This window comes from Spirosoma koreense (assembly GCF_054777875.1).
In genome coordinates, this window is sequence record NZ_BAAHAC010000029.1 from 699,325 (window position 1) to 713,816 (window position 14,492).

At 54.3% G+C, this 14,492-nt stretch carries 8 protein-coding genes; 5 read left to right on the forward strand and 3 right to left on the reverse strand.

All coding sequences use genetic code 11. The annotated features are described in order from the left end of the window. Positions 1–167: 167 nt before the first annotated feature. Positions 168–1,187: a LacI family DNA-binding transcriptional regulator gene (locus ACYVC2_RS30830; RefSeq protein ID WP_461109279.1), complete on the reverse strand. Its 1,020-nt coding sequence runs from the start codon at positions 1,185–1,187 to the stop codon at positions 168–170. A gap of 355 nt (positions 1,188–1,542) precedes the next feature. Between ACYVC2_RS30830 and ACYVC2_RS30835 the strand changes: the two genes are divergently transcribed. The 5 genes from ACYVC2_RS30835 (at position 1,543) to ACYVC2_RS30855 (ending at position 10,195) form a co-directional block, all read left to right on the forward strand. Further along, entirely contained in the window at positions 1,543–4,614 is a 3,072-nt protein-coding gene (locus ACYVC2_RS30835) for a SusC/RagA family TonB-linked outer membrane protein (protein ID WP_461109281.1), read from the forward strand. A gap of 12 nt (positions 4,615–4,626) precedes the next feature. Further along, positions 4,627–6,039: a RagB/SusD family nutrient uptake outer membrane protein gene (locus ACYVC2_RS30840; protein ID WP_461109283.1), complete on the forward strand. Its 1,413-nt coding sequence runs from the start codon at positions 4,627–4,629 to the stop codon at positions 6,037–6,039. Between the two features lie 67 nt (positions 6,040–6,106). Beyond that, complete coding sequence (locus tag ACYVC2_RS30845; protein WP_461109285.1) at positions 6,107–8,005, forward strand: LamG-like jellyroll fold domain-containing protein; 1,899 nt, start codon at positions 6,107–6,109, stop codon at positions 8,003–8,005. Positions 8,006–8,122: 117 nt separating this feature from the next. Further along, positions 8,123–8,851: a D-lyxose/D-mannose family sugar isomerase gene (locus tag ACYVC2_RS30850; RefSeq protein WP_461109287.1), complete on the forward strand. Its 729-nt coding sequence runs from the start codon at positions 8,123–8,125 to the stop codon at positions 8,849–8,851. Positions 8,852–8,863: 12 nt separating this feature from the next. Beyond that, positions 8,864–10,195, forward strand: coding sequence for a bile acid:sodium symporter family protein (locus tag ACYVC2_RS30855; RefSeq protein ID WP_461109289.1), 1,332 nt, complete (start codon positions 8,864–8,866; stop codon positions 10,193–10,195). Between the two features lie 226 nt (positions 10,196–10,421). On the opposite strand, the gene tkt is transcribed toward ACYVC2_RS30855, so the two are convergent. Both tkt and ACYVC2_RS30865 read right to left on the reverse strand, forming a co-directional pair. After that, positions 10,422–12,467 (reverse strand): transketolase, encoded by a 2,046-nt coding sequence (tkt, locus tag ACYVC2_RS30860; protein WP_461109291.1) that lies wholly within the window; start codon positions 12,465–12,467, stop codon positions 10,422–10,424. A 543-nt stretch (positions 12,468–13,010) separates the two neighbouring features. Then, on the reverse strand, positions 13,011–14,240 hold the full coding sequence (locus ACYVC2_RS30865) for an alpha/beta hydrolase family protein (protein WP_461109293.1): 1,230 nt from the start codon (positions 14,238–14,240) through the stop codon (positions 13,011–13,013). Positions 14,241–14,492 lie beyond the last annotated feature (252 nt).

Sequence of the window (14,492 nt, forward strand, 5' to 3'; positions counted from 1 at the left end):
GAAAGTCTGACCAGGATGGTGGTTATTTTCAAATGAAGCTACCAACTCTGCGGCTTCCGGTACCGCAGTTGCGCCGATCTTAACCAGGTTCTTCATATCCGGATGAAGCCGTTGATGAAATCTCCCGCAGTAATAAACATGTTTTCTACTTCAGGTATTTCAAAACCCTAAAGGCTTCGCGTCGATTGCCGAACGACCAGGTGCGCGTCGAGCACGGCCGTTTGCGGGAGAAAACGCTGCCCTTCGGCCAGTTGATAGAGCAGCAGATGCGCCGATTGCCGACCTATTTCGTGTAGAGGCTGCACGATAGCCGTCAGCGGTGGGGTGATAAACGAGCTATGCGGAGCATTCGAAAAGCCAACCAGTGAAATATCGTCGGGAATCGTTAAGCCATTTTGCTGAATACAGATCATGGCTTCGATAACGGTCGGGTCATTCACGGCAAACAGGGCGTCGGGCCGGTCGGCCGCATCGATCAGTTGCTGGGTATACGTTCGGGCCTTCCCTTCGACAAAATCACAGGGCATAATCAGCCGTTCGTCGATGGGGAGCTGATACGCTTTCAAGGCATCCAGATACCCGTTCAGCCGGTTACGACCGATGGACAGATTTTGCGGGCCCGCCAGGTGAGCAATGCGCCGGCAACCCGTACCGATCAGGTGCTCGACCGCCATGAACGCCCCCCGGTAATCGTCCACCATCACTTTCGAGCCAGGTAATTCATCGACTATCCGGTTGAAAAACACGATCGGCAACCCTTTGCGCTGAGCCGACAAAATGTGTTCGTAATCGTTGGTTTCCCGCGTAATGGCCAGAATCAACCCGTCGACCCGGCTAGTAATCATAGCCTGTAGGTTATGCTTCTCCGTCTCTAGCGATTCGCCCGACTGCATGATCATCACCTTATACCCGGCGGCATTGGCTACTTCCTGAATGCCCAGAATTACACTCGGGAAATAGGCATGCACAAATTCGGGCACCATCACGCCAATAATGTTGGTCTTGCTCTTGCGTAAGCTGGTCGCAATCGTATTGGGCTGGTAGTCGAGTTGCTGGGCCAATTCCAGCACGGCCCGTCGCGTCTCGGGGTTAATGTCCGGAGCATTGCGCAACGCCCTGGACACCGTAGAGATCGACACATTCAGCTTGATGGCAAGATCCCAGATTGTCGGTTGTTTGCTTCGCATAGAGGTATGGGCACGGGGCAAAGGGGGTGGGTTATCGGCTCAGGATTGATCTTTTTTGATACCAGCCTTTTAGTCAAATATCGACGCGAAACCGACCACCATTGATCGACGCTGGCTGCGTTTGCCAACCACCAAACGATTCGGCCGGAAATCTCATGATACCTCACCGTTACCGGCAACGTTACCGGTAACGTTTTTTCACAATAAAACCTCGAAAAGGGCCAATTCTACTTGGTATTTCCCGCAAACTCGCCCTACATTCGATGGTATAGCCGGTCCGGAAACAAGCTGAGTTTTCACCGTTTGTACTGGCGAACTGGCTGCCGAATATAACTATTCCAATCCTCATAACTGTATGAAGGTATCTTTAAAACAAGTCGGATGGATACTTTTCTTCCTGTCCTGTCTGACGGCACTTACGCAACCCGTAGCCCTGGGTTTACAGCCGGCCTCCGGGGCGATTTTGGTCAGAGGAACGGTCTCGTCAGAAACTGGTGAGACACTGCCCGGTGTCACGATTGCCGTTAAAGGCACGACGATCGGCACAACCACCAACGAAAACGGGCAGTTTAGTCTCAGCGTTCCTGACAGAAACGCGGTGCTCGTTGTCAGTTCGGTTGGGTACGAGAAACAGGAAGTAACCGTCGGTAATCAGACAACCATCAACGTGACGCTGACCGCCGACTCCAAAGCCCTGAGCGAAGTAGTAGTCGTTGGTTACGGCACCCAGCAGCGCCGGGATCTGACCGGTTCGGTAGCGTCGGTCAAGGGAAAAGAGCTGGAGAATCTGCCGGTTCAGGGCCCACTCGAAGCGCTGCAGGGGCGCGTGGCCGGGGTGCAGATTACCAACAACAGCGGTTCGCCCGGTTCCAGTCCGAATGTCCGGATTCGGGGTGTTACTTCGCTCAACGCCGGTAACGACCCCCTCTACATTGTAGATGGCGTACCGATTACGGGCAGCATCAACGTAGTGAATCCCAACGATATCCAGTCGATGGAGGTGCTGAAAGATGCATCCGCAACGGCCATTTACGGCGCGCGTGGAGCCAATGGGATCATCATCGTTACAACCAAGCGCGGGAGAGCCGGAAAAACAGCCGTGGGGTTCAGCGCCTACACCGGAATTATGGACGTACGGAAAACCATCCCCATGCTCGATGCCTACCAGGAGCGGGACTACATCCTGAATGCGGTGGCCAATGCGGGCGTTGCCGAAGTGCGACTGGGGCTGGATACGCTCTTCCGAAACGGAGTGGCCGTCTACAACACCAACTGGCAGGACGAAATCTACCGGCGGGGGGCCACATCGAACTATGAAGTATCGCTGCGGGGAGGTAATGACAAAACCAGCTATTCGACCAGTCTGGGGTATTTTAACCAGAAAGGGGTCATCCTCAGCTCGGGTTATGACACCTACCGGGGGCGGTTCAGCATCGACCACCAGGCATCTGCCCGGTTCAAAACGGGAGCCAACATTCTGCTCTCGACGGCCAAACGCGACCGCATACCCGAAGGCGACGACATCAACGCCGTCATTCCGAATGCCATGCGCAACCTGCCGTTCTCGCCCGTCTACAACCCCGACGGCTCCTACACGTACCTGGATCAGATTCAACGGCCGAACCCGGTTGGGCTGGCCATGCTGACTTCCTGGTTTACAGTCAGTAACCGACTAGTCGGGAATGTATACGGCAATTACGATATCTGGAAAGGACTGACCCTGCGCTCGACCCTGAACATCGACTATGCCGGCACCCGCGACGAACGCTTTACGCCCAGCACCATTCAGGGTGGCTCGGCCCGCCCCGGCACGGCATCGTACGGAGACGTGTTTACGTGGGTCAACGAAAACACCCTGAACTACACGCATACCTTTGGCCAACACAGCCTGACGGGCTTACTGGGCTACAGCGTGCAGTCGTCCAAAAGTTTCAACCTGTCGGCGTCGGCCAGTCAGGGCGCAACCGACAACATCACCACGCTGAACGCAGCCGCCAGCCCAACCGGGGCTTCGAGCAGTAAGTCGTCCTGGGGGCTAGTTTCCTATTTTGCCCGGGTCAACTACAGCTTCAACGATAAGTACCTGTTGGCAGCAACCCTGCGTCAGGATGGATCATCGCGGTTCGGGGCTGAAAAGCGCTACGGGCTGTTTCCGTCGGTATCGGCGGGCTGGCGCATCTCGCAGGAGTCGTTCATGAAAAGCCTCTCATTCGTCAGTGACCTAAAATTACGGGCCAGTGTCGGTGTCGTTGGCAATCAGTCCATCAGCGATTTTGGCGCACAGGGCCTGTACAGCACCGGCAGCAACTACCTGGGCAAAGCTGGTATCGCCCTTTCGGCCATTCCGAATCCATCGCTAAGCTGGGAATCGACTACCCAATCCGACATCGGACTAGACGTTTCCTTCCTTAATGATCGGTTCAGTCTGACGGCCGATGCGTACCTGAAACGAACCAACGCGCTGCTGCTTTCGGTAAACTTACCAACCACCACAGGCTTTGGCTCGGCGCTACAGAACGTAGGCAACACGCAGAACAAAGGGCTGGAATTCAGCCTTTTCAGCCAGAACATAACCTCGCCGGGCGACGGATTCAAATGGAGCACGAGCTTCAATATCTCGTTTAACCGGAACAAGATCATCAGCCTGTCGAACAACAACGCCGACATTATCCAGGCTAGCCCCGATGCAACCTTCTATGGTACCGCTCCGCAGGGCATCGGTCGGGTCGGCGAGCCAATCGGGGTTTTCTTCGGCCAGGTTTACACCGGACGTGTGTATGCTACGACGGAAGAAGCTAAAGCAGCGAACATGCGCGATGGGAGCGCATCGGGGCCGTTTTACGTAGCCGGGGACATGATCTACAAAGACCTGAACGGCGATGGCATCATCAACGATGCCGACCGCACCATCATCGGCAATGCCAACCCCAAACACGTCGGTGGCCTGACCAATACCTTTTCTTATAAAGGTTTCGATCTGTCGGTGTTTCTGCAATGGTCGTACGGAAACGATATTTTCAACGAAACCCGCGAGGCTTCCAACCGTAGCTTCGTATACAATGCCGCCACCACCGAAGTGCTGCGGAGCTGGCGCAAAGAGGGCGACATTACCGACGTGCCCCGCGGTACACCCAGCACAATTTCCCGCAACGGATTTCCCTCCAGTCGCTGGGTCGAAGATGGGTCGTACCTGCGGGTGAAGACCGCTACATTGGGCTACACGTTTCCGTCGGCGCTGCTGAAACGCATCCGGGTCGATAATCTGCGACTGTACGTTACGGGCCAGAACCTGTTCACGTTTACCAATTATTCGGGCATGGACCCCGAAGTGAACTTCCGCAGCACCGCTCCGCTGTTGCAGGGCATCGACCTGGGCACCTACCCGCTGGTGCGCACTATCACCTTCGGTCTCAATCTGGGCTTTTAACCGGCTATACCCATGAAAAAATACATCTTTTCTGCCTTACCGATCGCCCTGCTCCTACTGGTCGGCTGCTCCGATGTCATCGAGCAAACGCCGGTCAGCGCCCTGACCCAAACCTCCTTTTTCCAGAACGCGGCCGACGCCGAAGCGGCTATCATTTCGGGCTATGATGCCCTCCAGGGCGACGAAACCCGCTACCTCGCCTGGGGCGACGCCCGGGCCGACAACCTGCGGGTGCCCGTTGCCGAGATTGGCATTACCGACGGTGGAATACTCGACTTCCAGAACGACAACATCAGTACCAGCAGTGGCTACGCTACCTGGAGCCGGTTCTATGCCGGCATCAACCGGGTCAATAACGTGCTGGCGCAGGTGCCGACGATTCAGAGTCCGACCATCAACAGCGTTCGGAACCGAATCATGGGCGAAGCGTATTTTCTGCGGGCATTCAATTATTTCAATCTGGTGCGCCTGTGGGGGGCAGTTCCGCTGGTGTTAGACCCTACGCTGTCGCTGGATAAGAACCTGCAGCCTGCCCGAACCCCCGCCGATAAAGTGCAGGAACAGATCATCGCTGACCTGAAACAAGCCGAAACCCTGCTTCCTGTCAGCTACCCGACGGCGATCGAAACCCGCGGACGGGCAACTCAGGGTGCCGCTCAGGCGCTGTTGAGCAAAGTCTACCTCTGGCGGAGTTCGTACAATCAGACCGGCGAGTGGCAGCTGGCGGCTGATTATGCCACTAAGGTGCTGGCCAACTCGACGTACGCCCTGGTTCCGGGTGTCAATTATGCGACGATTTTCACCACCAAAAACACGTCGGAATCGATTTTCGAACTTCAGTTCAATTACAACAACCAGGAAACGAACGGGCTGTCGGCTTATTTCCTTCCCCGCAGTAGCAAAGTCACGACAGGCGGCAACCAGACCCTGATTCCCAGCCAGAAACTGGTCGATGCCTTCGCGCCGGGCGATCTACGGAAAGCCGCCAGCATCTACCTGAGCAACCCAGCTACGGATCAGTTTCCCAACTTACCCACCGTGGCCAAGTATCTGGGAACCGTCGTGGGGACCACGCGCTACAGCGACAGCAATTTCATCTTCCTGCGGCTGGCCGACGTGATCCTGATGCAGGCCGAAGCCTTTGCGCAACTGGGCAAAACTGCCGAATCGGCCGCGCTGGTCAACCGCATCCGGAACCGGGCGGGGCTGAGCAACACGACAGCCGCATCGAAAGAACCGCTCCTGCTGGCCATCGAGCAGGAGCGGTTCGTAGAGCTTTGTTTCGAAGGACATCGCTGGTACGATCTGCTCCGGACGGGTCGGGTGAAGGCCGTTCTGGGCTCGGATAAAAAAGCCTTGCTGCCCGTTTATTACACCGAAATTCAGCTGAATCCGAATTTACTTCCTCAAAACCCTGGCTATTAAGTCGTCGTCAGCTTTGTATCGGTAGGTACTGGTACAAAGCTGGCTTTATTCCAAAACCATCCATCGTATGTACGCGCTTCTCCGCTTACCAGGCTTCTGCCGAACCGTACTGACCGCCCTGCTCGTCGGTCTGACGGGCTGGCTTTATGCCCAGGACAACCGACACATCACTACCGGAACCATCATTCCCGACGAAACTTACAGCGACCAGCCGTATATCGTAAAAACCAGTGATGGTGCCTGGCTGTGCGTGCTCACCACCGGCAGCGGGCACGAAGGCGCGTCGGGCCAGCACATCATTACGCAGCGTAGTCTCGATCAGGGTAAAACCTGGATCGACCGGCGCGACGTCGAGCCCAGCGATGGTCCCGAAGCGTCGTATGCGGTGCTGTTGAAAGCGCCGTCGGGCCGCATCTTCGTGTTTTATAATCACAATACCGACAACATCCGGGCCGTAAAAGGCGATAACCCACCCTATCCCGATGGGCTGGTGAAACGGGTCGATAGCCAGGGCTATTTTGTGTTTAAGTATTCGGACGATGGGGGTAAAAGTTGGTCCGACAAACGAATAACCATTGCAATCCGGAACTTCGAGATCGACCGTAAGAATCCGTACCAGGGCAAGATTCAATATTTCTGGAATGTCGGAAAGGCGTTTATCGACAAAGGCGCGGCTTTTGTGCCCGTGCATAAGGTCGGTGGGTTCGGCGTCGGCTTTTTTACGTCCAGTGAAGGTGCTTTGCTTCGAAGCCCGAATTTATTGACGGTAAAAGACCCTGCGCAGGCCACCTGGAATACCTTACCCGACGGCGAGATTGGCCTGCGAACGCCCGCTGGCGTCGGTGGCCCAATTGCTGAAGAGCAAAGTTTTTCGGTTTTGAGCGACGGTTCTTTCTTCTGTGTGTACCGCACCATCGACGGGCACCCGGCCTATACCTACAGCCGCGATGGAGGCCATACCTGGGAGCCTCCGCAGTACCTACGTTATGCCAACGGACGGTTGGTCAAGCACCCACGCGCGGCCAATTTTGCCTGGAAATGCGAAAACGGTAAGTTTTTGTACTGGTTTCATAACCACGGCGGCCACTTCATCCGCGACCATCCCAACCGGCGAAGCATGGCATACGAAGACCGGAATCCGGCCTGGGTTATCGGCGGAATCGAGGCCGACTCGCCCAAAGGAAAAATCATTCGCTGGACCCAGCCCGAAATTTTGCTTTACGACGACGATCCGCTGATTCGGATGAGTTATCCCGATCTGGTGGAAGACAAGGGAGCTTATTATATCACAGAAACCCAGAAAGACATTGCGCGCGTCCACAAAATAGACGAAACTCTATTGACCAATCTCTGGAACCAGTTGGATAACAGAACGAAAGCAACGGATGGGCTGGTCGCCAACTGGAGCGCTCAGCCGGGTAAGTTTCCGCAAACCATCGCGGCTCCAACCCTACCCGAATTCTACAAACGGGACACGAAAAAGCTGGAACAGCCGGGCGTGAGTGTACCCGCCGGCTTTACGGTCGATCTGGCATTCACTCTGAAAAAATTAAGCCCGAATCAGGTCCTGGCTGATGGACGCGACAGCACCGGCAAAGGCTGGATGGTACGCACGACGGACAAAAAAACAATCGAAATTGTTCTGAACGACGGACGAACTCAATCGTCGTGGGCCTGCGACGAAGGGATGCTTGGCGAAAACCGGCGTCATTACGTCAGCATCATTGTCGATAGTGGTCCTAAAATCATTTCTTTCGTAGTCGACGGTATTTTCAACGACGGGGGCGATACGCGGCAGTTTGGCTGGGGGCGCTTCAGTCCTTACCTCAAATCGGTAGTCGGGGCCCGGCAACTCACGCTTGGCACAGCGCTGGACGGACAACTGACACAGGTTTCGGTCTATAACCGCGCTCTCATGGTTTCGGAAGCCATCGGAAACGCTAACGCCTACAAACGCCAGCAATAGTACTTATGACTCGTCGGTAACCTCCTCCCTTCAATTCGTTAATGGGCCTACTAGTCGCTCCTACAGCAGGAGCCAGGCCTCGTTTTGTCTCTAAATCAACGATAATCCGCAACTCTTATGCAGTTAAAACGCTCCATTGTGAACGCCAGCATCGACACGGCGAAAACCGTTATTGACCATTTTGGCATGCATCTGCCTCCTTTTGCGCACTGGTCCGTCGAGCAGTGGCAGAAAGCCGGTCCCGAATACAATGAAATCCGCGATTGCATGCTGGGCTGGGACGTCACGGACTTTGGCAGTCAGAATTTTCATATCATCGGACGGACGCTGTTTACAGTTCGTAACGGTCGCCTGAACCAGCCCGGTTATCCGAAACAATACGCCGAAAAGTGGTTGATCGATCCGGAAAACCAGCGCGCTCCGGCCCATTTTCACCTGTCGAAACGGGAAGATATCATTTGCCGGGCCGGGGGTAATGTGCTGGTTCAACTCACCAAAGCCGATGCAGACGGCAACCCATCGGCGGAAACCTTTACGACGCAGGTAGACGGCTGCACGCGCCGGCTGGGACCAGGCGACATTGTCCGGTTACGGCCGGGCGAAAGCCTCACCATTCATCCGCGCACGATTCACCAGTTCTGGGGTGAAGAGGGCACCGGCTGGCGCGTCGACGGGGTAGGGTATACGCTCAGCGCTGAAATTTCGAGTGTGTGCGACGATTTGAACGACAACGTATTTCTGGTCGACTATGGGGTTCGGTTTCCTGAAATTCTGGAGGATGAAGCCCGGCGGTACTATCTGTGCCATGAGTATCCAGGGGCGGAAGTCGAACTTGTCAATCCGTAACCACTGTCCGTTATGAATCGCTTTTACCGAATCCTGCTGGTGCTGGCCGTAGGGCTGCTGATTAGTATAGGCATCGATTATTTGCTGGGAAGCGCACTGCCCGTCGGCCCGTTATTGATCGTCGCCCTGGCTTCACTGGCTATCGCTTTTCGGGGTTTCCAGCCATTGAAAGGGTTTTCCTACACCGTCTGGATACTGGCAGCGGTTAGTCTGGCGATGTTCTACCCAGGTTATTTCTTTACGGTCGGCGATTTTCAACTTAAGCGACTGATCGTGCCGTTCGTGCAACTGACAATGTTCGGCATGGGCTCACACATGAGTTTCAATGATTTTAAAGGAGTGATCAAAATGCCCAAGGGTGTACTGATTGGCGTCAGTTGTCATTTCACCATCATGCCACTGGTCGGTTTTGGTTTGTCGCAGTTATTCGATTTCGAGCCGGAAATTGCCGGCGGGGTTATTCTGATCGGCTGTGTATCCAGCGCTATGGCCTCCAACGTGATGTCGTATTTATCAGGAGCAAACCTGGCGCTGGCCGTTACTATCGGTGCCTGCTCGACGATTCTGTCGCCATTTATCACGCCTTTTCTGATGAAAGGGCTGGCCGGTCAGTACGTAGCCATCGATATTGCGCACATGATGATCGACATCACTAACATGATCATTATCCCGATTGTGGCGGGGTTTATCTTCAACCTGTTTTATTACGGACAAGAAACGCGGCAGGCCCGAACCGCCCAGCTCCTGGCTTTCGCTGGCATAATTCTCGTCACGAATTTGGTGATGCTGCTGGTGATGCAGCAAACCCTTGGCGATTTTCTGCTGACTCTACTCACGTCGTTCAGTTGGTTTTATCTGCTCCCGATGCTGGCAGCCGTACTGTTCAAAAATGTATTGAGAATTGACCGGACGACGATCGAAAACGGCCTTTCGTTTGTGGCCATGCTGGGCATCGTTATCAACACCGTTATTATCACGGCTTCGGGTCGTGACAACCTACTTCAGGTGGGAGGGCTATTGATACTGACCTGCCTGCTCCACAACCTGACTGGTTTCAGCGTGGGTTACCTGACGGCCTGGTTATTTGGTTTACCCGAGCGCGACCGCCGGACAATTGCCTTTGAAGTAGGCATGCAGAACGGCGGAGTGGCCACCGGGCTGGCCCTACAGATGGGTAAGGTAGCAACCGTAGGGCTGGCATCGGCTATTTTTGGCCCGTTACAGAACGTCACGGGTTCGGCTCTGGCCAACTGGTTTCGGAAACGCCCCACCGGTACGGCTGACCAGCCTGTCGTTTTTTCACCTTCTACAGACGCGAGTGTGAACGAAAACCAGTTGACCTGATCAACTGGGTACATTTCCACAGCTATATATTAATTCGGGTGTCAATATATGTATGACCCCTACAGGGTCAAATAGATATAGCATATTTGGTTTCTATACCTATTTGACCCTGTAGGGGTCATACATATATTGACGCTTTGCTGGTATTAAAATTTTCTCGTTAACTTACGCTTCGCCCGGGGTAAGACTACTGTTGACTGACAACTCATATCCAGACCGTTCGTCTCTAGGATAGCACTTCTTTTTTCTCCATACCCTCGGGTTCGCCTTTCAGTACCGCTTTGGCTTGTTTCACCACGTTTTCGACGGTAAAACCAAAGTACGCCATCACTTCTTCGCCAGGTCCCGACAGGCCGAATCGGTTCATGCTGATGGTTGTCCCTTCGTCAGTAACGTATTTATGCCAGCCAATGGGAGAGCCCATCTCAACGGCCAGCCGCTTACGAACGGCCGGCGGCAATACCTGATGGTGGTAGCTGATATCCTGCTGCTCGAACAATTCCCACGAAGGCATGCTGACCACCCGCGCCCGGATACCCTGTTTTTTTAGTTCGGCCTGCGCTTCCAGAATCAGGGACACTTCGGACCCGGTTCCGATCAGAATAATCTCGGGAACCCCTTCACACTCGCTCAATACATAAGCGCCTTTTTCGAGTCCACGCGCCGAACCGTATTTACTTTGGTCCAGCACCGGCAATTTTTGCCGGGATAAAATCAATACAACCGGTGTTTTGGGCTGCATCAGGGCTACGCGCCACGCTTCGACGGTTTCGTTCGCATCGGCCGGACGAAGCACGATAATGTTCGGGATGGTCCGGAGCGAAACGACCTGTTCGACGGGCTGGTGCGTAGGGCCATCTTCGCCCAGACCGATGCTGTCGTGCGTGAACACGAACGTAACCGACGATTCAGCCAGGGCCGTCAGTCGAATGGCACCCCGCATGTAATCGGAGAAATTCAGGAACGTACCGCCGTAGGGATGAACCCCACCATGTTGCGCCATACCGTTGAGCGCAGCTCCCATCGCGTGTTCGCGTACGCCGAACCAGATATTCGAATTTTCGTAATGACCCGGCTGAAAACTAACGTCACCTTTGGTCGGCATGTCGTTGGAAGAAGCCAGATCGGCGGAACCACCAAACAAATAGGGAACGGTTTTCTTCAGGGCTTCGAGGGCTTTGCCCGATGCCTGCCGGGTGGCCAGCGGACCATCGGCGGGCGCAAACGTGGGCAAATCGGCGTCCCAGCCTTCCGGAAACTTCCCTTTGAACGACACATTGAACTGCTCAGCCGCTTCAGGAAATTTCTCTTTGTAAGCCGCCAACCGCTTTTTCCACTCGGCCTGCAAGTCAGCGCCCCGCTGGCCGGGTTCGAGCAGATAGTCCTTTACCTCTTCAGGAACGACAAACGATTTATCGGGGTCCCAGCCAAAAAATTCTTTCGTTTTCCGGACATTTTCTTCGCCCAGCGCGCTGCCGTGCACTTTGCTGGTGCCTTCCTGCGGGCTACCGTAACCAATAATAGTGCGTACCGCAATGATCGACGGGCGTTCGGTTTCGGCCTGCGCCTGTTTGATAGCTGCTTCGATAGCGTCTAGATCGTTGCCGTCGGCTACGTGCTGGGTATGCCAACCATAGGCATCAAAGCGGGCCATTCGGTCTTCGGTGAAAGCCAGGTTGGTAGGTCCATCCAGCGAAATCAGGTTGTCGTCGTAGAGATAGATGAGCTTACCCAGTTTAAGATGCCCCGCCAGCGAAGCTGCTTCCGACGCAATACCTTCCATCAGATCCCCATCACTGACAATGGCATACGTGTGATGATCCACCAGTTTGTGTCCATCCTGGTTGTAATTGGCCGCCAGAAAGGCTTCGGCCATAGCCATACCCACGCCGTTGGCAAACCCCTGCCCTAAAGGTCCGGTCGTCACTTCAACGCCGGGTGTCAGGTTCGATTCGGGGTGGCCGGGCGTCCGGGAGTGGAGTTGCCGAAAGTGCTTTAGGTCGTCGAGCGTGAGGTCATAGCCATACAGGTGCAACAGGCTATACAACAGGGCCGAACCATGCCCGGCCGACAGTACGAACCGATCCCGATCGGGCCAGTGCGGGTCTTTAGGGTTGAAGCGGAGAAAACGTGACCAGAGCACATAAGCCATAGGAGCCGCCCCGAGCGGCAGGCCCGGGTGGCCGGAGTTTGCTTTTTGAACGGCATCGACCGACAGAAGTCGGATGGTATTGATGCTAAGTTGGTCGAGGTCAACCGATTTGTTAGCCATAATAAACAAATGATAATAATGAGTATGCCGTTCTAGCTGGCTTTAGGCATCAGCAGGGCGGGTTGTATATCTAACTATCGGAAGACCAAAGAGGCTTGAAAAAAGTAGAGAATCTCGGCAGACTCGACCAGCTAAAGGGGTTTCTGGAGCATAAACCCCGTTAGCTGGTCGGGCATTTGTCGGCGGAGTCGTAAAGCCCGAATCGGTGCCTGGCAGGAAGTACCTGAACCTTAGCGTCGTGAGCAGACTTATCGGTCAGGATGGCCTGCTCTGCTCCTGCGGTCACGAACAAACCAATCGGTCGCCCCGGCGATGGAGGCTTCGATGCGGATAGCCGAACTCAAAAAAACCTGGTTGTTTCGACTGACCAGGTAGGCACGAAATGTCGACAATATCCGTCCTTTCCTCTGGGGCATATACCCACAGTCGTTTTATGGTGTTGGTATAAGGGACGGATATTTTTCGCCGACCAGCAACATCGAGGTAGAGAATTTGTGCCGCTTACGAGCGCCCAGTGCCCTAACCCAGGGCGCTTAGCGACGCCTACAGCCCATTGGGCGCTGGCTGGCGATTCAACCGGAACTGGGTGCTGCCAAAGTACGTGTATGTTCCCTGAATGAAGCTGAGAACGGTGGTTTCGTGCGTCCCCCCCTCAATTGGAACAAGTTGCACACTGGTTGAACCCCGGTTTTTCATGGCCGTAACCGCATTCTGTGCGTTCAGAAACAAGACAATCTCATCGGCGGTGCCATGATAGAGTTGTGTCGGGGTCTTCGGTTTCCAGTCGTGCACATCATTGTCCTGCACAGCCGCCAGAAAATCCTTGTCGGTCCCATCGTTGACGGCTTGTCTAAAGCTGTCGGTAAAGATCGTATTCAGGCTGACATTGATCGAAGCATTCATACCCTGACTGGCAATCTGGGAAGCGTACGGCTCCTTGAAGTAGTAGGTCATGGGCCGGTTCAGACCGTAAATTCGGTCGTAGGTCAATAATACCCAGACGTACAGACGATTGATGTAATCGACTCCCGCGGTTTGACCGTTGATAACCTGCTTCATAAAAGCGGGTTTATCGTAAGCTCCGCCCCCACAGCTCGACGCTACCAAGTTGAACTCACTGCCCGTTTCCTCTTCGATTTTCTTCTGCAACGACATTGTCGCATAGCCGCCTTCCGAATAGCCCGCAATGAACAGTCGTTTATCCCAATTGATGTTCTGGTTGCTCAAAAACTCCCGGGCCGCCCGCAGCATATCGAGCGAAGCGGTAGCCAGGCCGTTCCGGTGCTCATACGTATGAGGCTGGTCTTTCGAAGCCCCGTAACCGATGTAGTCCGGCGCAGCAATAATGTAACCTTGTGAGGCAAAGACCGAGCCGTAAGTATAGGCTTCACTACTGGATTTGAAGTTGGATGGTGCGTCGTTGTCGCTTGTGATGGTCCCGTGCTGCATGCTCAGCATCGGTACGGGTGTCGTCACATCGGGTATAATCAATGCCCCGGAGGCCGTAACGGTTTTTCCGTCGGTATTAGTGGTCTTGTACTCCAGCCGATAGGCTTTGATACCGGATTGAATAAACAGTTTCAGCACCGCACTAGCCCCCGTAAAACGACTGCGTAGCTGATCGGCGGAGTAGGTACCGATTGGGGAGCTATTGACCAGAATACCGGTCGGCACCGATGGATTCGGGTCATTGGCAACCGATGTTTTACAGGAGGTAGGAGCAACAAGCAATAGACTGCTCAGCAGAAGCAGTAGGGGTTTAATCGTCAGCATGAAAGGAAGTCGATACTTAATAACTGGTATACTTTTAACGTTTGCGCGTAACTTTTCGTTTGTTTCAGTCAGCCGAATACGATGAAAATAAGCGTCTCGCAAGAAGCTAATTATCAGCTTTTTACATATGATCGTTTTAAAATCAGGAAACGTATAGTCTATTTCGATGAAAGCCGTTGCCGCCTGATGAAATCGGGCAAATCACCTCTGTGGAACGGACTCCACAACAATAGGCATTCGACTTCCCGCTTA